The sequence below is a fragment of the Zunongwangia sp. genome (assembly GCF_048269745.1).
In the GTDB taxonomy this organism is placed as follows: domain Bacteria; phylum Bacteroidota; class Bacteroidia; order Flavobacteriales; family Flavobacteriaceae; genus Zunongwangia.
In genome coordinates, this window is the sequence record NZ_JBLXIB010000007.1 from 18,930 (window position 1) to 42,072 (window position 23,143).

The window sequence follows — 23,143 nt, forward strand, 5'->3', positions numbered from 1 at the left end:
ATTGATATCCAGTCTATTTTTGCCAATATAAAACTAAACCAACTATGAAAATTTTAGCTATTGACGATCAGCAGTTAGTCCTTCTTCCGCTGAAAAAAAGATTAACCGAGTTAGGATACGAAGTTTTCACGGAAACAGATTCTTTAAAATCAAAATCAATTTATGATGATGTTAATCCAGATCTTGTAATTGTAGATCTTAATATGCCTGTAATTTCCGGTATAGAAATTATTAGGTATATCCGGACAACTAAAAATCATAGTACACCTATTATGGTGCTTTCTGGTAATAGTGATGATAATTCAATTGTTGAGACTTTTGATTTAGGGATAGAAGACTATATGAAAAAACCTTTAAGCTTAAATGAAGTATCAGCTAGAGTAAAACGATTAATTGGAGCAGCAAATGATGGATCTCAACCGCAAGCTATTTTACAAAATAGTATAATAGAGAAACGATGTGTGGGAGTGGTTATTCCTTGTTATAATGAAGAAGACAGGCTTTTAAGTAAGGATTTTACCGATTTTGTACAAGAACACTCTGGTTATCATTTATGTTTTGTAAATGATGGTAGTAAAGATAATACGTTGGAAGTATTACAACAATTAAGAAAAGGACGTGAAGATTATATAACAGTATACGATTGCCCAAAAAATGGAGGAAAAGCAGAAGCTGTTCGTTTAGGGATGTTACATATGGCAGCGTTTACCGATTTAGATTATATTGGATTTCTAGATGCAGATCTTTCTACGGATTTATCCGATTTTGATGATTTGGTAACAACTATTGAGACGTCTGATTTTAAAATAGTGAGTGGCTCTAGAATTAGTAGAATGGGAGCTAATATCGCTAAAGAATCTGCAAGGCAAATTATAAGTCTTTCTATAAATTTTATTATCCGAAAAATTCTTAAAATGAATTTTAAAGATACTCAGTGTGGAGCTAAAATTATGGATAAAGAAATTATAGAATTAGCTTTTAAGGATAAATTTATTACAAAGTGGTTGTTTGATGTAGAAATTTTTATGCGGATGAAAATATATTTTGGAGCTACAAAAGCCAAACAACTAATTTGTGAGCAGCCTTTAAAAAGATGGGTACATGCTGATGGTTCAAAACTATCGATGAAAGATTCCGCTAAAATTGTATTTCAGTTGGCTGACATAGCTAGACATTATAATCAGAAAGAAGTTAAAAAAAAAGAGTAAAGAATATGTAGTGAGGTCTGGTGATGTTCAATAATGTATTAATAGAGGTTTAAAGCAGGCTCCTTTGCCTGCTTTTTTTATTTTAAAGATTTATAAAATATATTGAGAGATATTTAGAATTTAAATTATCAAAAATAGTTTAGTGCTTGTACGATTACGTAATATTAATGATCTTTACTTTTTTTAATAAGTCTGTAAATAAAATTATATGAACTTAAAAAACACCGATATTTCAGGTTGTTTTGAAATAACTCCCAATATATTTAAAGATAAACGGGGTTATTTTTACGAAAGTTTTAATGAACAAAAATTTCAACAAGTAACCGGGCATTCTGTAAATTTTGTTCAAGATAATTGTTCATTTTCTAAAAAAGGAGTGTTGCGAGGGTTACATTTCCAAGAAGGAGAATTTTCACAAGCCAAGCTGGTTACTGTTATGCAGGGAGAAGTGATAGATGTGGTTGTTGATTTACGAAAAGAGAGCCCTACCTTCAAAAAAGTATATAAAGCTAAATTATCTGATAAAAACAGGAAACAGCTTTTTGTTCCAAGAGGTTGTGCCCATGGTTTTATAGTAATAAGCGCGTCTGCTTCATTTTTTTATAAATGTGATAATTTTTATAATAAATCTTCAGAAGCTGGTATCATTTATAATGATCCGACACTTAATATCGATTGGGAGTTTCCAGAAAATGAATTAGTAATTTCTGAAAAAGATCTAGAATTGCCTACTTTAGAAAAATATTTTTTGAAAACAGGCTTATAATGAAGAATATTTTAATAACCGGTAGTAACGGACAGTTAGGACAAAGTATTCAAAAAGAATATCAGAATTTATTAAATAAAGAACAGTTCAACTTCTTTTTTAAAGATTCGGCTGAGTTAGATATAACAGATACAAAATCAGTTATAGAAGATTTTCAAAAAAATAAGTATCAGTATTGTATTAATTGTGCTGCATATACAGCTGTAGATCAGGCTGAAATTGAAAAAGAAAAAGCTTTAGCCATAAATGCAGAAGCTGTTTCTAATTTGGCAGAAGTTTGTAAAGCCAATCAAACTATTTTGATCCATATATCTACTGATTTTGTTTTTTCAGGAATTAAGCCTTTTCCTTATAAGGAAACAGCTAAAACACAACCAGCTGGAATTTATGGTGAAACAAAGTTAAAAGGAGAGCAAATTATTCAGCAGCATTTATCTCGATATTTTATTTTGCGTACTTCTTGGCTATATTCTGAATTTGGAAATAATTTTTTGAAGACGATGTTAAGACTAGGGCAGGAGAGGGAGGAACTTTCTGTAGTTTTTGATCAGGTTGGAACACCAACATATGCGAGAGATTTAGCGCAGGTAATCTTAAAAATAATTATTACCAATTCTAACGATTTTGGCTTATATCATTACAGTAACGAAGGTGTTGCTAGTTGGTACGATTTTGCTATTGCTATTTTTGAAAAGAAAAATATAACTTGTAACGTAAAATCCATACTTAGCGAGGAATATCCAACTTTAGCTAAACGTCCTGCGTTTAGTGTACTAGATAAACAAAAAGTAAAAGCTGTTTTTTCTTTAGAAATTCCGTATTGGCAAAAATCTTTAAAGAATTGTATTGATAAATTATAAAAAACGGCTGAATTTTAAAGTTCAGCCGTTTCTAGTTATTCTTTTATGCAGATTTTAGTTTCCTAAAATTTCATTTAAAGTTTTACTTGGTAACATAGCATTAGTAGTTTTTTTATCGTCTACTTTATAATAACCACCAATATCTTGTTTAGAACCTTGTGCAGCATTTAGTTCTTCAACAATTTTACTTTCATTTTCTTCTAATTTGCTAGCTAGTTTTCCGAAGTGCTCTTTTAATTCAGCATCTTCATCTTGATTAGCTAATTCTTCAGCCCAATATAGTGATAAGTAAAAATGGCTACCACGGTTATCTAACTCGTTTACTTTACGAGATGGGGATTTACCGTTTTGTAATAATTTTTCTGTAGCAGCATCTAAAGTATTCGCTAGAATTATTGCACGCTTATTATCGTATTTATTTCCTAAATGTTCTAAAGAAACAGCTAAAGCTAAAAATTCTCCTAAAGAATCCCATCGTAAATGGCCTTCTTCTAAAAATTGTTGAACGTGTTTTGGAGCAGAACCACCAGCACCAGTTTCAAACAATCCACCACCATTCATTAATGGCACAATAGAAAGCATTTTTGCACTAGTACCTAATTCTAAAATAGGGAAAAGGTCGGTTAAGTAATCTCTTAATACATTTCCAGTAACAGAGATTGTATCTTTACCATCTTTAACTCGTTTTAGCGTAAATTCAGTAGCTTTTACTGGAGACATGATTTCGATTTGAACACCTTCAGTATCGTATTGTGGAAGGTATTTTTGAACTTTTTCGATTAACTGTGCATCGTGAGCTCTTTCATTATCTAACCAAAATACAATTGGCATTCCACTAGCTTTACCACGGTTAACAGCTAATTTAATCCAATCTTGAATAGGAGCATCTTTTACTTGACACATTCTCCAAATATCGCCAGCTTCAACTTCATGTTCGATTATCGTTTCTCCTTTAAGATTAATAACCTCTACTTTACCTGCACTAGGAACTTCGAAAGTTTTATCATGAGAACCATATTCTTCTGCTTTTTGAGCCATTAACCCAACATTAGGAACAGTACCCATGGTTGTAGGATCGAAAGCACCATTTTCCTTACAAAAAGCTATGGTTGCTTGGTAAATTCCTGCATAACTACTATCAGGGATTACAGCTTTAGTATCTTGAGTTTCATTATTTTTATTCCACATTTGCCCTGATGTTCTAATCATTGCTGGCATAGAAGCATCAATAATTACATCACTTGGTACATGTAGATTTGTAATTCCTTTGTCAGAATTAACCATAGCTATATCTGGTCCGTTTTTTAAATCGGCTTCAATGGCATCGTTAATTTCCTTTTTCTTATCAGGAGAAAGATTATTTAAAGCACTTAATATATCACCTAAACCATTATTTGGATCACCTCCAGCTTCTTTAATATCATCTCCATATTTTTCAAAAACATCTTTAAAAAATACTTTTACAGCATGACCAAAAATGATAGGATCTGAAATCTTCATCATGGTTGCTTTCATGTGTAAAGAAAAAAGAACACCTTGGCTTTTAGCTTCTTGTATTTGTTCTTTCAAAAACTCTTGAAGTTTGGATACTTGCATAACCGAACCATCAATAATTTCTCCTGCTAATAGAGGTAAACCTTCTTTAAGTATCGTTTTCTCTCCATTTTCGGCAGTAAAAACGATATTTATTTTATCGTTATCGTTTAAAGTAACAGATTTTTCGCTGTGGTAAAAGTCTCCACTTTCCATTGTTGATACATGTGTTTTAGAGTTCCCACTCCATTCACCCATTGTATGAGGAAATTTTTTGGCGAAGTTTTTAACAGCTTTTGGCGCACGTCTGTCTGAATTACCTTCTCGTAAAACAGGGTTAACAGCACTACCTTTTACTTTATCGTATTTTGCTTTAATAGCTTTTTCTTCATCGGTAGTAGGCTCGTCCGGATAATCAGGAAGCTTATATCCGTTATCTTGTAATTCTTTAATAGCAGCTTTTAGTTGAGGACTAGAAGCACTAATATTTGGAAGTTTTATAATGTTGGCTTCCGGTTTTTTAGCTAGATCTCCAAGTTCAGCTAGCGCATCGGCTACTTGTTGACTTTCTTCTAAAAATTCTGGGAATTGAGAAAGAATACGTGCTGCTAAAGAGATATCTTTAGTTTCCAACGCAATGTTAGCTGCTTTTGTATACGTTTGAACAATTGGTAATAAAGAATAGGTTGCTAAAGCCGGGGCTTCATCTGTTTTTGTATAAAAAATCTTGGTGTTCTCTGCCATTATTTTATTTTTTTAGTTTTCATTTTAACGCACGAATACCCATTGAATTCAATGGATTCGCATTTTAGCAATATACTATATTTTTAATGTATATGCTAAATTAAAGCTTTAAAGGCTTGTTAAGAATTTCTAAAAATAGGGCATAAAAAAACTCCGTTATTAAAGCGGAGTTTTTGATAAGGTATAAAGAGTTTTCCTTATGATCTTTTAGCTTCTTTAATACGAGCTTTTTTACCAGTAAGTTCTCTAAAGTAGAAAATTCTTGCTCTTCTAACTTTACCTCTTTTATTAATTTCAATCTTCTGGATTGCAGGAAGATTTAAAGGGAAAATACGCTCTACACCAACAGTACCACTCATTTTTCGAATAGTAAAAGTTTGTGAGCTACCAGTTCCTCTTTTTTGGATTACAACTCCACGAAAAAACTGAGTACGGGTTTTTTGACCCTCTTTAATTTCGTAATAAACTGTAATAGTATCTCCAGCTGAAAATTCAGGAAGATCTTTTTTTGCAACAAATTCGTCTTGAACGTATTTAATTAACGATTCCATAGATAAATATTTAAGATACAAGCTAAAGCAACATTCACGGTTTTCGCCAGAGGTTATTTTAGAACGGATGCAAAATTATAAAAATATATTTTATAATTTAATGTTTTTATAAATAATTTTATTCATCTTCTAAAAGATCGGGCCGAAGTTGTTTTGTGCGTTTAAATGATTCATTTTCACGCCATTCTTCAATTTTAGGGAAGTTGCCAGAGGTTAAAATTTCTGGAACTTTCCAGCCTTTATATTCAGAAGGTCTTGTGTAAACTGGTGGAGCTAATAAATTATCCTGAAAAGAATCGGTTAACGCTGAAGTTTCATTTCCTAAAACTCCAGGGATTAATCGGATAACGGCATCACAAAGAATTGCAGCTCCTAATTCTCCTCCGGAAAGCACATAGTCTCCAATTGAAATTTCTTTGGTAATAAAATGATCACGAACTCGTTGATCTACACCTTTGTAATGCCCACATAAAATAATAATGTTTTCCATCATTGAAACGTGATTGGCCATTTTCTGATTTAGCGTTTCTCCATCAGGCGTCATATAAATAACTTCGTCGTAGTTTCTTTCCGACTTCAATTTTGTAATGCATTTATCAATCGGCTCAATCATCATTACCATTCCGGCACCGCCTCCAAATTGATAATCGTCAATTTGGCGGTAATTGTCGGTAACATAATCTCTAAGATTATGAAGATGAATTTCTACATGGCCTTTTTCTATAGCACGTTTTAAAATAGAAGCTTCAAAAGGACTTTGTAGAATATCGGGAACAACTGTAATAATATCGATGCGCATAATCTAAATTTTTCAGAGTGTAAAAGTGCGAAAATTAAGGTGTTTAGCTATTCATTCTGTTAACCTTGTTTTTTTCGTCTTGTAGTAAGCGTCCTAAACGTTGCTCTTTCTCTAAAGCTTTTTTCTTATAATCGTCGAATTCTCGTTCCGTGTCGTCTAGTCGTTTTCTTGCTTCTTTTGTAACTGAATTAGAATTTTTGAATTTATAAATAAAGAAAAGCAATGCTAGTATAAGTAAGGCTACAATTCCCCACATCATTGCCATGTAAGTTCCTTTAGTTAATGGTAAGCCTAAGAAAACAATATTGTCTTTCTCTTCATTAACTTGTTGTAGGTTTTGTTGAGTTGATTTAAGTTCAGTCTCTAAATTATTAATTTCTTTTTTTTGATTAGCTGCCGTTTTTTTTCCGGTAGAAATCTGATTTTTTAAAGTCTGAATATAAGAGTTCGTATTGTTTTTTAGTTTTATTAAATCATCGTAATTGACTACTTTATATTCTTGATAATTATTAGAAGATTCTATTAAGTCTTCAAACTGTTTTTGTATAGGGTTTTCGTTTTCATTGCTAATAGTATCTTGGGCTTTTCCGGAAAATGAATATCCCAAAATAAAGATTATTAAAATAAATAATTTGTTCATTGTAAAAAATACTTTTCTAGTTTGTTAGTATCAACGTAACCCGTAAAAACTTATTTTATTGTAGTAACGGATTAATAACGGGCAAATTTCTAAAGAAAGTTACTTAGAAACAACGAATAAAGAAGATAATTATTTTTCTTTTTTTAGTTGATTTGTTTTCAGTTGAATTTATACTATTGGGAATATAGTAATATACAGAAAAAGGCTTACTAATAATTTAGTAAGCCTTTTAGTTTGGGAATTATATGAGGTTATCTAAAGATAACTCTTTGTTTTTGACCTGTTTTGTCAATAAATGTCATAGATAGACCACCATTTCTAGATATATTTTTAAATGCTTCTTGTGCATCTCTAATATCTATAATTTTTTTACCATTAATTTCAGTAATTAATGCCCCTACAAATTCATCTTCCGGATAACGCTCATCTAAAGTTTTACTAATTTTCACACCGTACTTAGTGTCATAAAACTTAAGATCGTCTTTAGAAGCTTTGGTTACTTCTAGACCTATAGGTAACACAGCAGTACTCAGTTTAGTCAGTTTTACTTCGATTTCTCGTTCTTCTCCATTTCGTAAAATTGTAACATTCACAATATCATTAGGCCTTTTAGTATTTATGTAACCAGTAAGATCTGAAAATTTATTAATAGTAATATTATCTACCTTTTTAATTACATCGTTAGTTTGTATACCTGCTTTTTCAGCACCGCTTCCTTCGGTCACATCGCTAACAAATACACCTTGCGTAGTCCCATATTCTTTACTCATTTCTGGAGCTCGGTTAAAATCGCCTCCACGAATACCCAAAATTCCTTGTTGAATATCTCCATATTCCATAATATCATCAACAATTTTTTTAGCATTATTAGAAGGTACAGCAAAAGCATAACCTACATAGCTACCCGTCATTGAAGTAATAGCAGTATTAATACCTACTAATTCTCCGTTTATATTAACTAAAGCCCCACCGCTGTTACCAGGGTTAATAGCAGCATCGGTCTGTATAAAGGATTGTCCAGCATTAGCAGGATTTAAGTTTCTTGATTTAGCACTTACAATACCTGCTGTTACGGTAGATTTTAAATTAAACGGATTGCCTACAGCTAAAACCCATTCTCCAACTTTTACATTATTAGAATTCCCGAAAGGAATGTACTCTAAGTCTTTTTCCGGATCAATTTTTAGGAGAGCAATGTCTGAAACAGCATCAGATCCAATTACTTTTGCCGGATACGTTTTGTTATTATTAAGGGTAACTTCTAACTCATTAGCACCTTCAATAACATGATTATTAGTTACAATATAACCATCCGGAGTTATAATTACACCAGATCCTGTACCACGTAGTGACTTACTAGATTCTGTTTTGCCTTGCATAATATCTGCCCAACTACGTGGACCGTTAAAAACAGCCACATTTTTGACGTGAACTACTGCATGAACGGTTTTTTCTGCTGCTTTGGTAAAGTCAGCATTGGTTCCATAGACAGGTGTGGCACTATAATTTGCTTTTAATAAACTTTCTGCAGCTTCAGACTTTTCCGAAGTGAAATTTTCGGATTGTTCTGGTTCAAAAAACAATTTGTAGCTACCTAATGTTAAAATTCCACCTAAGATGGAAACAATAAGTAAACTTGCTAATTTTCTCATCTTTTTAATATTTATGTTTTGTTACTTGTTTTTACTCATTTTATATTGGACACAGGTAATAAACGCCAACGTCTTACAAAATTGTATATTTGTAGCGTTAAAAAATCTGTAAAAATGAAACTTCAGTTTTTCAAATATCAAGGAACAGGGAACGATTTTATAATGATTGATAATCGTCAGCAGCAAGTGTCCAAAAATAATACCAAACTTATAAACAAACTTTGCGATCGAAAATTTGGCATTGGTGCCGATGGTCTTATTTTATTAGAAAATGAGGATGGAGAAGCCGATTTTAAAATGGTTTACTTTAATGCAGATGGAAACCAAAGTACAATGTGCGGTAATGGAGGGCGTTGTATTGTAGCTTTTGCAAAACAGTTAGGCATTGTTACCGATAAAACTATTTTTACGGCAATAGATGGTGTACACCATGCAAGTATAGATGCTAATCAGGTGAATTTAGAAATGCAAAAAGTAAACGGTATAACTTCTAATGGAAACACAGCTTTTCTAGATACCGGTTCGCCACATCATATTGTTTTTACAGAGGCTGTAGAAAATTTAAATGTAAAAGAAGAAGGAGCTGCGATTCGATATTCTGATGCGTATAAAAAAGAAGGAACAAATGTGAATTTTGTAGCAGCTGGAGCAGATGCTAATACATTTTCAGTGAGAACTTATGAGCGTGGAGTAGAAGATGAAACTTTAGCTTGCGGAACCGGAGTTACGGCTGTAGCAATTGCTGCACATTACAGTAATCGAACTTCTGCTAACGAAATTACATTAAATGTGCCGGGAGGAAAATTAAAAGTTTCTTTTAAAGTCAATGGAGAAACATATTCTAATATTTGGCTAACTGGTCCAGTTGATTTAGTATTTAAAGGAGAAATAGAATGCTAACATTACAAGGAGACAGACTTTATTTGCGAGCTTTAGAACCAGAAGATCTTGATTTCTTACATATATTAGAAAATTCAGAAGAGTTTTGGGAAGTTAGTGCAACCCAAACGCCTTATTCAAGATATATTCTAAAAAAATATTTAGAAAATTCCCATTTGGATATTTATGAAGTCCGTCAATTACGTCTAGTAATTTGCAATAGTGAAAATAAACCTATTGGGCTAATTGATATTAGCGATTTTGACCCTAAAGATCGTAGAGCAGCTTTGGGAATTTTAATAGCTAATCCCGAAGAACGAAAAAAAGGATACGGAGCCGAAAGCTTATCGCTTTTATGTAGGTATTGTTTTAAACATTTGGGGCTTCATCAGGTTTATGCTAATATTGCAGCCGATAATTATCAAAGTATTAAATTATTTGAGTCTCAGGGATTTTCTAAAATTGGTTTAAAAAAAGAATGGTTTTTTTATAACGGAGAATTCAAGGACGAATATCTATATCAACTAATCAATAAAGATGTATTTTAAAAAAATATTAGCAGCAGTTGCTATTTTAGGATTAATAGGGCTTGGTTTTTTTAGCTATTATATTTACAACACTGTATTTGGAGAGAATACCAAATTTTCTGATTCTCAAGCAATTGTTTTAATTCCAACAAATTCAGATTATCGTTCTGTAATGGATAGTTTACGACCTTTAGTAAAAGATATACAAACATTACATATTGTAGCAGAGAAAAAGCAATATCCAAATAACATAAAAGCAGGTCGATTTATTCTGAAAAAAGGAATGAATAGTAATGAAATTGTAAATACACTGCGTAGTACAAATGTTCCCGTTAATATAACATTCAACAACCAAGAACGTTTAGAAGATTTAGCAGGGCGAGTAGCGCAACAAATTGAAGCCGATAGTACCTCCCTTATAAAGGTTATGAAAGATTCAACTTTTTTGGCGAATCATCAATTTTCAGAAGAAACAGCTTTAAATATGTATATTCCGAATAAATACGAGTTTTTTTGGAATACATCAGCGGAAGAGTTTAGAGATCGAATGTTGAAAGAATATAATCGGTATTGGACAGAAAGTCGTTTAGAAAAAGCTGAAAAAATAGGTTTAACTCCCAATCAAGTTATGGTGTTGGCATCTATTGTTCAAAAAGAAACTGCTAAAGTAGATGAGCGTCCAAAAGTAGCCGGAGTGTATATGAATAGGTTTAAAAATGGATGGAAATTAGAAGCAGACCCTACTGTGATTTATGCCCTAAAGAAACAAACTCAAAATTTTGACACCATTATAAAACGAGTTTTGTATAAAGATTTAGAATTAGATTCTCCTTACAATACGTATAAATACAAAACCATTCCTCCGGGACCCATTACAATGCCCGATATATCATCTATAAATGCTGTTTTAAACTATCAGCATCATGATTATTTTTATTTTGTAGCAAACGTTAAGAATTTCGGCTATCATAAATTTGCTAAAACGCTAGCTCAGCATAATCGAAATAAACAAGAATACGTGCGTTGGATTAATAAAAAAGGAATAAATAGATAGTTTTAAAAAATTAGTATAAATCACCTTACTAAAGGTTTTTTTCAAACTTTGAGTGTATTCCAGTTCAAAACTAAAGTGTACACTTGTCTTGAATTGGAATATTTTATATAGAGATCTTTAAAAATCGAAGTAATTTTTATAGAGTTTGGATTAAGAATATCTTTATTTATTCTGAAAAAATAAATTCATTCATAAAAATTGTTTTGCAAGTTGATATAGGAGTGGACTAATAAAATATTTTCGATACTTACCAATAAAATTCATATAAGATTAGCAAGTTCAAGTTTTTCAAATTTCGAAACTACTGAATATTCTTAATTCTTATATATCAATTGGAATATTTTTCCAGCATTGTTAATTATAGACTTACAAAACTTCTAGTAGAGACTTCTCATTATCATCTTTATAAGAGAATCTGGAGAGTGATTTTTCAGGCTTTCACTAAAGTTTTAAAATACTTAAAAAAAACTTTAACAGTCTGTTATTCAGGTTATTTAAAATTGTTGTACATTTGCGGTCGCAATTTGAAGAAGTAGTAAGCTCATAAAAATACAAAAAAATATTTAGTAAGCAACTTCTTCAGAAAAAAAATGTAATGAGTAAGAAAATTATTAAGCTTTCATGGTTGCCGTTTGTTGCTGGTTCTGTGTTTTTCAGTTTTAGTACAAAAGAAGCCGCTATATCTAGCTTGGAAATTGAAGGATTCTCGACACATTCTTTAGAGTTAGACTATACGGTCACTAATAACTCAATAGAGAATAGTCCGTTAAATCAAAAAGCAATAAAACCAACAAAGGCGCTTCCTAAATTAGGAAAGTCTTATACCGGTTTTAAAGAAGCTGTTGGTTTTAAAGAATCTCGAGGAAATTACAAAACCATAAACCAATATGGGTATATGGGAAAATATCAATTTGGTAAAGGAACATTAAATTTATTAGGAGTGTATAACACTCAAGAATTTTTAAACTCTCCAGCGTTACAAGAGAAAACTTTTTACACGAATGCTTCTCGTAATAAATGGATTTTACGCCGTGATATTAAGCGTTTTGTTGGGAAAACAATTAATGGAGTAGAGGTTACTGAGTCTGGTATTTTAGCAGCAGCACATTTAGCGGGACCAGGTAGTGTTAAAAAATACCTACGTAGTTTCGGAGCTCAATTATTTAATGATGCTTTTGGGACTAGTATTACAAACTATATGAAGCGTTTTGCAGGTTACGATACTTCATTTATAAAACCTGAAAAAAATCCGAGAGTAGATCTTTCGAATTTTAATGATTAATAAACAAAATTTAAAAAGCAGCTTTAATTAGGTGCTTTTTATTTTTGAATAATAAAAATGGTAGGTCTTTTATGAAGGTCTACCTTTTTTTGTTTCCAAGCAGATATAGGTAAAGTTAAAATATACTCAGAAGATAAGGTGATGTCCGCAGCAACACACAATTTTGTGGTTGGATGCAGTGTTTGTATCATATCTTCTAATAATTTATTATTTCGATATGGCGTTTCTATAAAAATTTGTGCCATATTCTTTTCAGAAGAAATTCGTTCTAACTGTTTTAACGCTTGTTTTTTTTCCTTTTTGTCGATCGGCAAGTAGCCATTAAAGCTAAAAGCCTGTCCATTCATACCACTAGCCATCATTGCTAAAAGAATGGAAGAAGGGCCAACTAATGGAACAACTTGAATCCCGTTTTGATGCGCTAACTTAACAATTTCTGCACCAGGATCAGCTACACCCGGTACGCCTGCTTCACTTAGTAAACCAGTATCGTAACCGGCTTTACAAGAATCTAAAAAAGTGGGGATTTCGGTAGCTTGCGTAAACTTATTAAGTGTTTTAAAATGTAATAAGTTTTGTTTTTTAGAAGGAACCAAGTTTTTAATAGATCTACGCGCTGTTTTCTCGTTTTCTGCAATATAATAATCAATACGTTCCACATGTTTTTTTACAGGAAGCGGTATTACATCTAATGGATTTGTATCCCCGAGAGTAGTAGGAATTAAATATAATTTCCCTAGCGTAGATTGAGTATCCATAATTAATAAATTCCTTTTTGAATTTTATCTGATATTACATCACAAGCTTCATTAAGCATTTGGTATACATTTTCAAAACCTTGATCGCCACGGTGATAAGGATCTGGAACGTCTACATTTTCTCCAGGGAAAATTTCCTCTAAAATAAGCTTAACTTTTGCTTTTTCTGCATCAGATTCTGCTAGCTCAATTGCGTCATCATAATTGAATTGATCCATTACAAAAATATGATCAAATTCTTTTAAATCTTCAGCAGTTAATAATCTACCACGTTGGTTGGTTATATCTAAATTATAACGCTTTGCTATTGCTACAGAACGAGAATCTGGTGGATCACCAACGTGGTAATTTCCGGTTCCTGCGGAATCTACCAGCACATCGGTATTATCATTTAATTTAGACTTTAAAATGCCTTCAGCCAGGGGCGATCTACAAATATTACCCAGGCAAACCATTAGTATCTTGGTTTTCATAATTGTCGGGTTTTAGACGTAAAAAGCCCTTGTTTAAGAGCTTTTTAATTGGTTACATAGTTAGTTTTTTATTCAAATCTTCTACAAATTTTTTGAATTGTTTATCAGTTGTAGAAAGATTATCAACAGTTTTGCAAGCATGCAACACTGTAGCGTGATCTCTTTTTCCTATTTGCGATCCAATACTCGCTAAAGAAGCTTTGGTAAACTTTTTAGCAAAGAACATAGCTAATTGTCTAGCTTGTACTATATGGCGTTTTCGCGTTTTAGATTGCAAGGTATCTACATCCATCTGGAAGTAATCGCTTACTACTTTTTGAATGTATTCTATACTTACTTCCTTTTTTGTATTTTTTACGTAATTGTCTACAATACCTTTAGCAAGAACTAAATCTATTTCTTTTTTATTGAAAGAAGAGTGGGCAATAAGTGAAATTACAGCTCCTTCTAATTCCCGAATATTAGTTTTAATATTATTCGCTAAAAATTCAACAATTTGTTCTGGCATTTCAACACCGTCACGGTATAATTTGCTTTTAATTATCGAAACGCGAGTATCAAAATTAGGATGTTTCAATTCAGCAGAAAGGCCCCATTTAAATCTTGAAAGCAATCGTTGCTCAATATCCTGCATATCTACAGGAGCCTTATCACTTGTTAAGATTACCTGCTTTCCATTTTGGTGTAAGTGGTTAAATATATGGAAAAAGACATCTTGTGTTCCGGCTTTACCAGAAAGTAACTGAATATCATCAACAATAAGAACATCGATAATTTGGTAAAAGTGAATAAAATCGTTTCTATTATTCTTTTTTACCGATTCAATATATTGTTGTGTAAACTTCTCTGCAGAAATATATAAAACAGTTTTTTCCGGATGTTTATCTTTAACTTCAACACCAATCGCATGAGCAAGGTGAGTTTTTCCTAAGCCAACTCCTCCAAAAATAAGAAGAGGATTAAAAGAAGTTCCTCCGGGTTTATTTGCTACAGCTAATCCTGCAGATCTAGCTAATCGGTTTGAATCACCTTCTAAAAAATTATCAAAACTATAGCTAGGGTTTAATTGAGATTCAATTTTTACATTCCGAATCCCTGGAATTACAAATGGATTTTTTAATTCCGGATTTTTATTTTTTACCGGTACATCAACTTCCTGAGAAGCCATGTTAGAACGTTGAGTGCTTGGTATTTTTTCAGTAAAAGGCATTCGGTTGCCGTATGTGTTCTCCATTTTGATTACATACACCAACTTTGCTTTTTCTCCAAGCTCTCTATTTAAAGATACTTTTAATAACTTAACGTAATGCTCTTCCAACCACTCATAAAAAAACTTAGATGGAACCTGTATACTCAAGGCACGGTCCGTAAGCTTTACGGCCTGTATTGGCTCGAACCAGGTTTTATATGCCTGCGGCGATATATTATCTTTTATAAAAGCTAAACAGTTATTCCAAACTGATTGCGCAGTTTCCGACATGCTTTTTGAGGCGTTATTAATTGGTTACTAGATTGTTTGATTTATACCTTCAAAAAAAGAATACTTTTTTAAAGAAGGGGCACAAAGATGTGAACAAAAAATGTAAAAAAAAAACACTTTTGGGGTTGAATATTTAGAATATTTTGTTCATACTTATAATACATCGAATCACAAAATTTTATTTATTTAATTCTTAAAAAAACCAGTATGAAATCTCATAAAACAACGCTCAAAGTTCGATACGCAGAAACAGACCAAATGGGTGTTGTACACCATGGAAACTACGCACAATACTTAGAGATTGCCCGGATATCTTGGCTTGAAAATGTGGGAATTTCCTATAAAGATATGGAAAAAAATGGGATCATGTTGCCTGTTTATGAAATGAATTTTAAATTTAAAAAATCTGCTTTTTTTGATGATGAGTTAACCATTGTAACTCGTCTAAAAACAACGCCAGACGTTCGTATAAGTTTTGATTATGAAATCTATAATAAATCCGGAGAATTGCTCACCACGGCCACTACAATTTTAGTATTTATGGATGCTAAGAAGAGACGACCAATACGTTGTCCTAAATATGTGTTAGAGCTATTGGGAAAAGACTGATTTTTTAATAACTTTTTATCAAAAAAAGCGAAAATAAAATTTATTTAAGAACTTTTTATAGCTTCTATTTTTTTGATTGTTACTTTGTAAATAGTATCAAATTTTTCAAATATAAAATCGGCATATTTTTTTCGGACGGAAAGGTAAATCTTACAATCCAATTCTAATTTTTGCTCAAGGATTGTAAGATTATTTTCTTTGATGGTTCGCATTACAATATTCATTTCAGGATAACCAAAAGAAACTTCAAAAATTTCATCGATTGTTCTCTGCACAATAGTAGCGTTTTCAAGAGCTAATTGTGCAGCTGTTTTATAAGCATTTATAAGTCCACCAACACCTAGTTTTATGCCACCAAAATACCTTACCACAACAATAAGTACATTGGTTATCTCGAAAGATTGTATTTGTCCATAAATCGGCATTCCGGCTGAATTAGAGGGTTCTCCATCATCGTTTACTCGATAGTATATAGAATTTCCCTCTTTTCCGGTTTGCCAAGCAAAACACCAATGCCGCGCTTTATGATGTTTACTTTTTAAAGTTTCGATATGCGTATTGGCTTCAACCTCCGAATAAATCGGATAAGCATAGCCGAAAAATTTCGAATTTCGATCTTTAAATAAAACTTCAGCGCTTGGTTTTGTAAGTGTTTTGTAGGTGTCCTTCATAAATGGTTACTTCCCGATTTTTTGATAGAATTATTGAAATAAATCTTTTTTAACTGAAAATAAATTAATTACATCTTCTTTTTCAGGATTAATATTCCATGTTTTAATTCCTAATTTATCTGCTGTTTCTATATTTTCTTTAGTATCATCTATAAACAAACATTCTTCGGCAGAAAGCTGATGTTGTTTAAGTACAAACTCATAGATGTTAGCATCTGGTTTTCTGAAATTTATTTCGTAGGATAAATAAAAGGCATCAAAACATGCTTTAAATTCTTCGAAGAACTCAACATTTTCCCGAACCCAATCAATATGAATTTCATTAGTGTTACTCAGTAAAATTAATAGGTATTGTTTTGAAGCAGCTAATTTTTTTAAAAAATCTAATCGGTATTTTGGAAAATCTACAAGAATCGAGTTCCAGGCATTTAAAAATTCATCTTTTTCTAACTTGGTGAAAGTTTGTTGATATTCTTTAATGAATGTATCAGAATCTAAATTACCTTTTTCGTATTGTAAATTTTTATTGGCTAAATGTGAAGGCAATTTTGTAATGCCGTGTTTTGCTAAATTAGTTGGAGTAGCAGATTTATCGAGATTGATAAAAACATCGCCAAAATCGAAAATGATTGTTTTAATCATTCAAATATATTTTAAGTTGGTTATTCTCAATTTTTTCTATGGAAATTAAATTGCCTGTAATGTTAGGGGCAGAAATTCCTTCTTTAATGGATGCTGTTCCTGTAAAAACTCGAGCTTCATCCCATAGATTAGTATCTATAAAATGTTGCAAGGTTTGAAGACCACCTTCAATAATAACCGATTGTAAACTTTCTTTATATAATATGTTAACTATTTGTTCCGAAAGATTATTTGCAAAATCTGCTAATTTATAGGTGCAATTTGGTAATTCTGTTTCAGTAATTAATAGAGTTTTAGCACTAGAATCGAAAATAGCCGAATCTGCAGGAATTTTTCCTTTCCTATCAATTACAATTCGCGTAGGATTAGCTCCTTTTACTAAGCGAGTACTTAATTGTGGATTATCGGCTAACGCGGTTTTAGTGCCTACTAATATGGCTTGTTCTTCAGCTCGCCATTTATGCACAAGTTGTTTCGCATAGGCATTGCTAATCCAAACTGGAGCACGTTCATTTTTACTGATTGGAGCTATAAAACCGTCTTGGCTTTGTGCCCATTTTAAAATAATATAGGGGCGTTTTTTGGTATGAAAAGTAAAAAAGCGTTTATTGAGTAAATGACTTTCTTTTTCTAGAATACCAACAGAAACATCGCAACCTGCTTCCATTAGTTTTTTAATACCTCTTCCGGCTACTTCGGAAAAAGGATCCACTGTAGCAATAACTACTTTTTTAATTCCTTCGGCAATAATTAAATCGCTACAAGGAGGTGTTTTACCAAAGTGACTACAGGGCTCTAAGCTAACATAAATTGTCGCTTTTTTAAGAAGTGCTTTATTTTTAACCGAATTAATAGCATTAACCTCGGCATGAGCTAAACCAGCTTTTTGATGCCAACCTTCACCAATAATATTATCGTTATAAACAATTACAGATCCAACCATTGGGTTTGGATACGTAGTACCTAAACCGTTTTTAGCTAATTGAAAGCACCTTTTTAAATATTTTTCGTGAGTATTCACAATAGTCTCTTTTTGGAGTATGGGAAATCCAAAATTAACGATTTTAGTAAGAATTATTAGTGCTTATTAAGTAAATATACCACTGTGAATTTTTCTGTGATTTTTAGAAAACTAATTTCTTCTGAATGTAAATCGAAAGCTATATAGCTATACAAGTTTTTAGTTATTGAACTCTTTTTTAATTCTGCTTAATTTACGTTTGGTGTCACGTTCTTTTATTGTTTCCCGTTTATCGTATAGTTTTTTACCTTTTGCTAAGGAGATTTGAAGTTTCGCTAAACCACGATCGTTAATAAAAAGCCGGAGCGGAATTATCGTTAAACCAGAATTTTTCACTTCTTTCTCTAACTTTCTTAATTCCCTTTTTTGTAATAAGAGTTTACGTTCGCTTTTAGGATTATGGTTAAAATGAGTAGCATGCGAATATTCTTCCACATGCATATTAATAACAAACAACTCTCCATCCTGAAATTCACAAAAGCTTTCTGCTATAGATGCTTTACCTTGGCGAATTGCTTTAATCTCGGTACCAGCAAGTTTAATTCCGGCTACGTACTTATCTAGAAATTCGTATTGAAATTTCGCTTTTCGGTTTTTTATGTTGATGGTGTTCTTTTGTTTCATAATATGCAAAAATAGTAAGCTTTCTTTAATTATAAGTATTCTTTAGAGAAATACTAACAAATTTAGCGCTTAATAAAGTAAATAAAGATACTTATCGTTTCATTGTTATCTAGATAATAGTCTTTTATTTATTTGAAGCAGATTATGTTAAATACCTTTAAACCTTATTAGAATGTTTTAATTAAAAATGTTCACATAGGTTATTAGTTTATGTTAATAAATCTCAATTAACGTGTGTTTTAAAAAGCTTTAACAAGCATTTATCGGCTTCTCTATAGCCTCTGCAGTACTTTTATAAAAAAAAGAAGCTATGAGTACGATGATTGAACAAGATGTAATGAAGACAGTAAATCCAACAACTGGAAAACCATTAAAAGAATATTCTTTAATGACAAATGAAGAAGCAAGTGCTGCTGTTAAACGTTGTCATGATGCTTTTGTAGATTGGAAGAAAAAGTCATTAGAAGAAAGAGCCGAAGTAATTAAAGCCATAGGGAAAAATCTAGCAGCTTCTAAAAAAGAATTTGCTCAGTTAATGACCAATGAAATGGGTAAATTACGAAGTCAAGGTGAGCAAGAGATTGAATTATGTGCGAAAATTTGTGAACATACGGCTGAAAGTGGATCTAAAGAATTACAAAACGAACCGGAAAGAGAATTACCAGGCGGAGGTAGAGGAATTATAAAATATTCACCAATTGGTGTAGTATATGGAATACAACCTTGGAACTTTCCAGCATATCAGGTAATTCGTTATGCTATTGCGAACTTAATGGCTGGTAACGGTGTGTTACTTAAACATGCTGAAAGTGTAACCGGATCTGCTATTAAGGTAAAAGAAGTTTTTGAAGAAGCTGGACTTCCAAAAGATCTATTTACAGTACTGCTTATAAATCATGACCAGTCTGATGAAATTATAAAAAATGATTTTGTACGTGGGGTAACTTTAACAGGAAGTTCTAAAGCGGGAAGACATGTTGCTAAAGTTGCTGGAGAAAATTTGAAAAAAACTGTTTTAGAGTTAGGATCTAACGATGCATATTTAGTTTTAGATGATGCCGATTTAGAAACTGCAGTAGATTGGAGTGTAAAAGGTAGGATCTATAATAACGGAGAAACCTGTGTAGCAGCGAAACGATTTGTTGTAACCGAAAAGAATTACGATAAATTTTTAGAGGCATTTACCGAAAAAATGAGCAAAATAAAATTTGGTAATCCTAATGATGAGGATACTCAATTAGGACCAATTGTCCGTGAAGATCTTAGAGATAAATTACATGAGCAAGTGGAAGAAAGTGTGAAGAAAGGAGCTAAAGTTTTATGTGGTGGAGGAATACCAGAGCAAGATGGATTTTTCTATCCGGCAACTGTTTTAGCAAATGTAGAGCCTGGACAACCAGCTTACGATGATGAGTTATTTGGGCCAGTAGCTTCTGTAATTAAAGCAAAAGATGATGAGGATGCTATGCGAATTGCAAACGACAGTCGCTTTGGTTTAGGTGGAGGCATATTCTCTAAAAATGAGAAGTATGCTATTGAACTAGCAGAAAAGCATTTTGATACCGGTATGGTGTTTATAAATGGTTTTGATGTTGCACAACCAAATATGCCATTCGGTGGAGTTAAAAACTCAGGATATGGTAGGGAACATGGTGGTTTTGGTATTAAAGAATTTGTAAACGCTAAAGCAATTAATATCTTAAAATAAACACCGTTTAATTAGCTTATTAAGTAATTGAATTAAATAAAAAAAGCCATAGAATTATTTTCTACGGCTTTTTTATTTAATAAGTTTTATTGCTTATTGAGCGGTAAGTTCCAATAAAATAACTTGTGTTAATTGTTTAGTGAAACTATTAAAATTATTATCTGAAATTACTAATACAGATTGGTTTCCATTTGTTAGTTTAGGGCCAAAGCATATTCCTTCAATATTATCTACAATACCATCGGTTAATTGATCTTTAACGTTTTTAAAATCGAATAGTAATTTCTTTTTAGCCGGTTTAAAATCGATTTTTTTAAGACTTTCTGCATCTAGAGTATTAGTAGCATTTTCTACATTTACTTCAAAAATTCTAACGGTATTGCTATGAGAACCATGTCCGGCTGAAAATGCGCGTTCTAAAAGTAAAAAATGATCTTTTTTATACTCTAATATTTCTGTAATTCCATTAATGGCAAAATAAAGCCATGGTATTTTAGAGATTCCATCTAATTTGTAAGCGAACTGTTTGGTAGCTTTCTTAGTTTTATTATCAAAATAAGTAATTCTAGAATACGATTTTGTAGGGAATAATTTTGGTTTAGGTCCATCTTTAACTAAAGGTAATTCTGTAGAAACCCAAATTCCATTTCCGGTAAGAGCGTTTGTTATTCCTTCAAAAACACCATTATGTCTTGGTTTCTGTGACCCAGAAGCTTTAAAATAATCGGGTATTTGGTAAGAAGATTTATAATTCCCTTGCGAATCGACAATAAATACTGAAGGATCACGAGCATTAGTTACACTACCTTCGCTACTAATTATAAAATCTTTTCCATCTTCTGTAATTCGAATAGATTCTGGATCTAGTACATGGTTATCAAAAAATGAATCTTTCTTATTTATAAATATTGTTTTATCGAATAAAATGGTATCAATTTTATTATTTTTGATAGGAATCGATGCTTTATAAAATCTAGCTTTGTTGGGAACGTCTACTATAAAATAGTAATAACCATCTTTATAATCGATACCCGATAATCCACCAATTTTAGTTCCGTCTATACTTTTATCTGCGTTGATTATATATTCATCTAAAAATTTTAACTGAACTTCTTCGTTTTTAATTTTTCGTGTAGTGGCGCAAGAGCTTAAAAATAAGCTAAGAATAGCCAAAATCGATATTTTTTTCATTTATAAATTTTGTGGCTAAAATAACAAAAGCTTAAGTAAATTATAGCTTTTCATTGGCACAAAAATGATAGAAGGAGTAGTAATTTTATCCTACAAACCAATAAAAACAAAGATTATGAATAACGATCAGTTAGAAGGAAAATGGAAGCAGATTAAAGGTGATTTCAAACAAAAGTATGGAAATGTAACCGATGATGATGCAACTTATTCAGAAGGAAAATTTGACGAAATGTTGGGGAAACTTCAAGAGCGTACAGGTAAAGATAAAGAAGCACTAAAAAAAGAGATTGAGAAGTGGTAATTTTTGCAATTTAGTGAAAAGAAGGCTGTAGAAATACAGCCTTTTTTAATTTGTAAGGAAAATTAAAATAGCTTTTAAAATGTTTTGTATTTTTAATTGATATTGGTTATTTATCAAAGTATATTTTATAATAAGTTGAAAGAAGCACATGGAAAAAATTAGTTGGGGAATTATTGGCTGTGGTGATGTAGCAGAAGTAAAAAGCGGACCTGCATTTCAGCAATGTAAAAATTCTGAATTGGTTGCGGTAATGCGTAGAAATGGTGCTAAAGCAAAAGATTTTGCTGAGCGACACAAGGTTCCCAATTGGTATGATAATGCAGAAGAATTATTGGCTAGAATAGATATAAATGCCGTCTATATTGCAACACCTCCAGCTTCGCATTTAAAATATACATTACAAGCTATAGCTGCCGGAAAAGATATTTACTTAGAGAAACCCATGACAATTTCTGAAAATGAGGCAATAAAAATTAGTGAAACGTTAAAAAATAGTAGTTCTAAATTAACAGTTGCTCATTATAGAAGAAAATTGCCTGCTTTTTTAAAGGTAAAAGAACTATTAGCAAATAAGGAAATAGGCGAGATTCGTGTAGCTGATATTCAAATTTTACGATCTCATAAAAATGATTTAATTGCAGAAAGCGATGATAATTGGCGAGTAGATCCTTCTGTTTCAGGTGGTGGTTTATTTCATGATTTGGCACCCCATCAATTAGATTTAATGTATCATTATTTTGGTGATATTGAATCGGTGAAAAGTTTTTCAGATAATCAGTCTAACCTCAACTCGACGGACGATGTGGTCAACGGAATTATTCACTTTAAAAATGGTGTGCAATTTCGTGGAGTATGGAGTTTTTCCGTATCAGAAGAATCACAATTAGATCGCTGTATTATTTATGGAAGCCAAGGTAATATTGAGTTTCCGTTCTTTGGTGATCAGGTAATTTTAAATACAGAAAGAGGTAAACAGGTTTTTGAGTTTGAAAGTATTCCACACGTTCAACAACCAATGATTCAGGAAACAGTAAATTATTTTTTAGGTACAAATAATAATCCCTGTACCGCCGAAGAAGGTTTGGTAGTAATGAAATTATTAGATGCATTTACTCAATAATTAAAATTTAATTACTTCAAAAATTGCCAAAAATCAAAAAATGATTTTCA

24 protein-coding genes are annotated in these 23,143 nt (G+C 31.9%); 11 read left to right on the top strand and 13 right to left on the bottom strand.

Annotated elements, in window-relative coordinates:
- The first annotated feature begins 44 nt into the window (after nt 1–44).
- From ACN0WI_RS09635 to rfbD, 3 genes are all read left to right on the top strand, one after another.
- Nucleotides 45–1,208 carry a response regulator gene (locus ACN0WI_RS09635; RefSeq protein ID WP_417886536.1) on the top strand — a complete coding sequence of 388 codons (1,164 nt, stop codon included), beginning with the start codon at nt 45–47 and terminating at the stop codon, nt 1,206–1,208.
- Nucleotides 1,209–1,416: 208 nt separating this feature from the next.
- Complete coding sequence (rfbC, locus tag ACN0WI_RS09640) at nt 1,417–1,974, top strand: dTDP-4-dehydrorhamnose 3,5-epimerase (RefSeq protein ID WP_417886537.1); 558 nt, start codon at nt 1,417–1,419, stop codon at nt 1,972–1,974.
- Nucleotides 1,974–2,834 (top strand): dTDP-4-dehydrorhamnose reductase, encoded by an 861-nt coding sequence (rfbD, locus tag ACN0WI_RS09645; protein ID WP_417886538.1) that lies wholly within the window; start codon nt 1,974–1,976, stop codon nt 2,832–2,834. Before rfbC ends, rfbD begins: the two co-directional genes overlap by 1 nt.
- Before the next feature lie 54 nt (nt 2,835–2,888).
- Here the strand turns inward: rfbD and ACN0WI_RS09650 are convergent, their stop codons facing one another.
- From ACN0WI_RS09650 to ACN0WI_RS09670, 5 genes are all read right to left on the bottom strand, one after another.
- Entirely contained in the window at nt 2,889–5,111 is a 2,223-nt protein-coding gene (locus tag ACN0WI_RS09650) for an NADP-dependent isocitrate dehydrogenase (protein WP_417886539.1), read from the bottom strand.
- A gap of 197 nt (nt 5,112–5,308) precedes the next feature.
- Complete coding sequence (gene rplS / locus ACN0WI_RS09655) at nt 5,309–5,662, bottom strand: 50S ribosomal protein L19 (protein ID WP_417886540.1); 354 nt, start codon at nt 5,660–5,662, stop codon at nt 5,309–5,311.
- A 118-nt stretch (nt 5,663–5,780) separates the two neighbouring features.
- Nucleotides 5,781–6,461, bottom strand: a complete 681-nt coding sequence (trmD, locus tag ACN0WI_RS09660) for a tRNA (guanosine(37)-N1)-methyltransferase TrmD (RefSeq protein ID WP_417886541.1) — start codon at nt 6,459–6,461, stop codon at nt 5,781–5,783.
- Between the two features lie 43 nt (nt 6,462–6,504).
- Nucleotides 6,505–7,101 carry a hypothetical protein gene (locus ACN0WI_RS09665; RefSeq protein ID WP_417886542.1) on the bottom strand — a complete coding sequence of 199 codons (597 nt, stop codon included), beginning with the start codon at nt 7,099–7,101 and terminating at the stop codon, nt 6,505–6,507.
- 251 nt (nt 7,102–7,352) lie between these two features.
- Complete coding sequence (locus ACN0WI_RS09670; protein WP_417886543.1) at nt 7,353–8,753, bottom strand: trypsin-like peptidase domain-containing protein; 1,401 nt, start codon at nt 8,751–8,753, stop codon at nt 7,353–7,355.
- A 114-nt stretch (nt 8,754–8,867) separates the two neighbouring features.
- Between ACN0WI_RS09670 and dapF the strand changes: the two genes are divergently transcribed.
- The 4 genes from dapF to ACN0WI_RS09690 all read left to right on the top strand — a co-directional run bounded on the left by dapF (nt 8,868) and on the right by ACN0WI_RS09690 (nt 12,495).
- Nucleotides 8,868–9,653 (top strand): diaminopimelate epimerase, encoded by a 786-nt coding sequence (gene dapF, locus ACN0WI_RS09675; RefSeq protein ID WP_417886544.1) that lies wholly within the window; start codon nt 8,868–8,870, stop codon nt 9,651–9,653.
- Entirely contained in the window at nt 9,647–10,180 is a 534-nt protein-coding gene (locus tag ACN0WI_RS09680; protein WP_417886545.1) for a GNAT family N-acetyltransferase, read from the top strand. Before dapF ends, ACN0WI_RS09680 begins: the two co-directional genes overlap by 7 nt.
- Nucleotides 10,170–11,213, top strand: a complete 1,044-nt coding sequence (gene mltG / locus ACN0WI_RS09685; protein WP_417886546.1) for an endolytic transglycosylase MltG — start codon at nt 10,170–10,172, stop codon at nt 11,211–11,213. Before ACN0WI_RS09680 ends, mltG begins: the two co-directional genes overlap by 11 nt.
- A gap of 595 nt (nt 11,214–11,808) precedes the next feature.
- A complete protein-coding gene (locus ACN0WI_RS09690) occupies nt 11,809–12,495 on the top strand; it encodes a peptidoglycan-binding protein LysM (RefSeq protein WP_417886547.1) in 687 nt (228 codons plus the stop codon).
- A gap of 38 nt (nt 12,496–12,533) precedes the next feature.
- On the opposite strand, the gene ACN0WI_RS09695 is transcribed toward ACN0WI_RS09690, so the two are convergent.
- The 3 genes from ACN0WI_RS09695 to dnaA are packed head-to-tail and all read right to left on the bottom strand — an operon-like array spanning nt 12,534 to nt 15,206.
- Nucleotides 12,534–13,253, bottom strand: a complete 720-nt coding sequence (locus ACN0WI_RS09695) for an SAM-dependent methyltransferase (RefSeq protein WP_417886548.1) — start codon at nt 13,251–13,253, stop codon at nt 12,534–12,536.
- Between the two features lie 2 nt (nt 13,254–13,255).
- A complete protein-coding gene (locus ACN0WI_RS09700; protein ID WP_417886549.1) occupies nt 13,256–13,726 on the bottom strand; it encodes a low molecular weight protein-tyrosine-phosphatase in 471 nt (156 codons plus the stop codon).
- A 52-nt stretch (nt 13,727–13,778) separates the two neighbouring features.
- The gene (dnaA, locus tag ACN0WI_RS09705) at nt 13,779–15,206 is read right to left on the bottom strand and encodes a chromosomal replication initiator protein DnaA (RefSeq protein ID WP_417886550.1); all 1,428 of its coding nucleotides are present in this window, start codon (nt 15,204–15,206) and stop codon (nt 13,779–13,781) included.
- A 207-nt stretch (nt 15,207–15,413) separates the two neighbouring features.
- On the opposite strand from dnaA, the gene ACN0WI_RS09710 reads away from it, so the two are divergent.
- On the top strand, nt 15,414–15,815 hold the full coding sequence (locus tag ACN0WI_RS09710; RefSeq protein WP_417886551.1) for an acyl-CoA thioesterase: 402 nt from the start codon (nt 15,414–15,416) through the stop codon (nt 15,813–15,815).
- Between the two features lie 44 nt (nt 15,816–15,859).
- On the opposite strand, the gene ACN0WI_RS09715 is transcribed toward ACN0WI_RS09710, so the two are convergent.
- The 4 genes from ACN0WI_RS09715 to smpB all read right to left on the bottom strand — a co-directional run bounded on the left by ACN0WI_RS09715 (nt 15,860) and on the right by smpB (nt 18,773).
- A complete protein-coding gene (locus ACN0WI_RS09715) occupies nt 15,860–16,486 on the bottom strand; it encodes an IMPACT family protein (RefSeq protein ID WP_417886552.1) in 627 nt (208 codons plus the stop codon).
- 30 nt (nt 16,487–16,516) lie between these two features.
- Entirely contained in the window at nt 16,517–17,128 is a 612-nt protein-coding gene (locus ACN0WI_RS09720) for an HAD family hydrolase (RefSeq protein ID WP_417886553.1), read from the bottom strand.
- The gene (gene ribD / locus ACN0WI_RS09725; protein ID WP_417886554.1) at nt 17,121–18,149 is read right to left on the bottom strand and encodes a bifunctional diaminohydroxyphosphoribosylaminopyrimidine deaminase/5-amino-6-(5-phosphoribosylamino)uracil reductase RibD; all 1,029 of its coding nucleotides are present in this window, start codon (nt 18,147–18,149) and stop codon (nt 17,121–17,123) included. The genes ACN0WI_RS09720 and ribD overlap by 8 nt, the downstream gene beginning before the upstream one ends.
- A gap of 159 nt (nt 18,150–18,308) precedes the next feature.
- Nucleotides 18,309–18,773, bottom strand: coding sequence for an SsrA-binding protein SmpB (gene smpB, locus ACN0WI_RS09730; protein ID WP_417886555.1), 465 nt, complete (start codon nt 18,771–18,773; stop codon nt 18,309–18,311).
- Nucleotides 18,774–19,092: 319 nt separating this feature from the next.
- Here smpB and ACN0WI_RS09735 point away from each other — a divergent pair, with 319 nt between their 5' ends.
- Nucleotides 19,093–20,481 carry an NAD-dependent succinate-semialdehyde dehydrogenase gene (locus ACN0WI_RS09735; protein ID WP_417886719.1) on the top strand — a complete coding sequence of 463 codons (1,389 nt, stop codon included), beginning with the start codon at nt 19,093–19,095 and terminating at the stop codon, nt 20,479–20,481.
- Between the two features lie 93 nt (nt 20,482–20,574).
- On the opposite strand, the gene ACN0WI_RS09740 is transcribed toward ACN0WI_RS09735, so the two are convergent.
- Nucleotides 20,575–21,672: an esterase-like activity of phytase family protein gene (locus ACN0WI_RS09740; protein WP_417886556.1), complete on the bottom strand. Its 1,098-nt coding sequence runs from the start codon at nt 21,670–21,672 to the stop codon at nt 20,575–20,577.
- Between the two features lie 115 nt (nt 21,673–21,787).
- Here ACN0WI_RS09740 and ACN0WI_RS09745 point away from each other — a divergent pair, with 115 nt between their 5' ends.
- Complete coding sequence (locus ACN0WI_RS09745) at nt 21,788–21,973, top strand: CsbD family protein (protein ID WP_417886721.1); 186 nt, start codon at nt 21,788–21,790, stop codon at nt 21,971–21,973.
- A 148-nt stretch (nt 21,974–22,121) separates the two neighbouring features.
- Nucleotides 22,122–23,093 carry a Gfo/Idh/MocA family protein gene (locus ACN0WI_RS09750; protein ID WP_417886557.1) on the top strand — a complete coding sequence of 324 codons (972 nt, stop codon included), beginning with the start codon at nt 22,122–22,124 and terminating at the stop codon, nt 23,091–23,093.
- The last annotated feature ends 50 nt before the right edge of the window (nt 23,094–23,143 follow it).

Coding starts and splice junctions, on each gene's coding strand:
- smpB (WP_417886555.1), bottom strand. CDS start 18,773: ATGAAACAAAAGAACACCATCAACATAAAAAACCGAAAAGCGAAATTT.
- ACN0WI_RS09710 (WP_417886551.1), top strand. CDS start 15,414: ATGAAATCTCATAAAACAACGCTCAAAGTTCGATACGCAGAAACAGAC.
- ACN0WI_RS09690 (WP_417886547.1), top strand. CDS start 11,809: ATGAGTAAGAAAATTATTAAGCTTTCATGGTTGCCGTTTGTTGCTGGT.
- ACN0WI_RS09720 (WP_417886553.1), bottom strand. CDS start 17,128: ATGATTAAAACAATCATTTTCGATTTTGGCGATGTTTTTATCAATCTC.
- ACN0WI_RS09680 (WP_417886545.1), top strand. CDS start 9,647: ATGCTAACATTACAAGGAGACAGACTTTATTTGCGAGCTTTAGAACCA.
- rfbC (WP_417886537.1), top strand. CDS start 1,417: ATGAACTTAAAAAACACCGATATTTCAGGTTGTTTTGAAATAACTCCC.
- ACN0WI_RS09745 (WP_417886721.1), top strand. CDS start 21,788: ATGAATAACGATCAGTTAGAAGGAAAATGGAAGCAGATTAAAGGTGAT.
- ACN0WI_RS09670 (WP_417886543.1), bottom strand. CDS start 8,753: ATGAGAAAATTAGCAAGTTTACTTATTGTTTCCATCTTAGGTGGAATT.
- ACN0WI_RS09635 (WP_417886536.1), top strand. CDS start 45: ATGAAAATTTTAGCTATTGACGATCAGCAGTTAGTCCTTCTTCCGCTG.
- ACN0WI_RS09650 (WP_417886539.1), bottom strand. CDS start 5,111: ATGGCAGAGAACACCAAGATTTTTTATACAAAAACAGATGAAGCCCCG.
- rplS (WP_417886540.1), bottom strand. CDS start 5,662: ATGGAATCGTTAATTAAATACGTTCAAGACGAATTTGTTGCAAAAAAA.
- ACN0WI_RS09715 (WP_417886552.1), bottom strand. CDS start 16,486: ATGAAGGACACCTACAAAACACTTACAAAACCAAGCGCTGAAGTTTTA.
- ACN0WI_RS09700 (WP_417886549.1), bottom strand. CDS start 13,726: ATGAAAACCAAGATACTAATGGTTTGCCTGGGTAATATTTGTAGATCG.
- mltG (WP_417886546.1), top strand. CDS start 10,170: ATGTATTTTAAAAAAATATTAGCAGCAGTTGCTATTTTAGGATTAATA.
- rfbD (WP_417886538.1), top strand. CDS start 1,974: ATGAAGAATATTTTAATAACCGGTAGTAACGGACAGTTAGGACAAAGT.
- ACN0WI_RS09735 (WP_417886719.1), top strand. CDS start 19,093: ATGATTGAACAAGATGTAATGAAGACAGTAAATCCAACAACTGGAAAA.
- ACN0WI_RS09740 (WP_417886556.1), bottom strand. CDS start 21,672: ATGAAAAAAATATCGATTTTGGCTATTCTTAGCTTATTTTTAAGCTCT.
- ACN0WI_RS09695 (WP_417886548.1), bottom strand. CDS start 13,253: ATGGATACTCAATCTACGCTAGGGAAATTATATTTAATTCCTACTACT.
- dnaA (WP_417886550.1), bottom strand. CDS start 15,206: ATGTCGGAAACTGCGCAATCAGTTTGGAATAACTGTTTAGCTTTTATA.
- ACN0WI_RS09665 (WP_417886542.1), bottom strand. CDS start 7,101: ATGAACAAATTATTTATTTTAATAATCTTTATTTTGGGATATTCATTT.
- trmD (WP_417886541.1), bottom strand. CDS start 6,461: ATGCGCATCGATATTATTACAGTTGTTCCCGATATTCTACAAAGTCCT.
- ACN0WI_RS09750 (WP_417886557.1), top strand. CDS start 22,122: ATGGAAAAAATTAGTTGGGGAATTATTGGCTGTGGTGATGTAGCAGAA.
- dapF (WP_417886544.1), top strand. CDS start 8,868: ATGAAACTTCAGTTTTTCAAATATCAAGGAACAGGGAACGATTTTATA.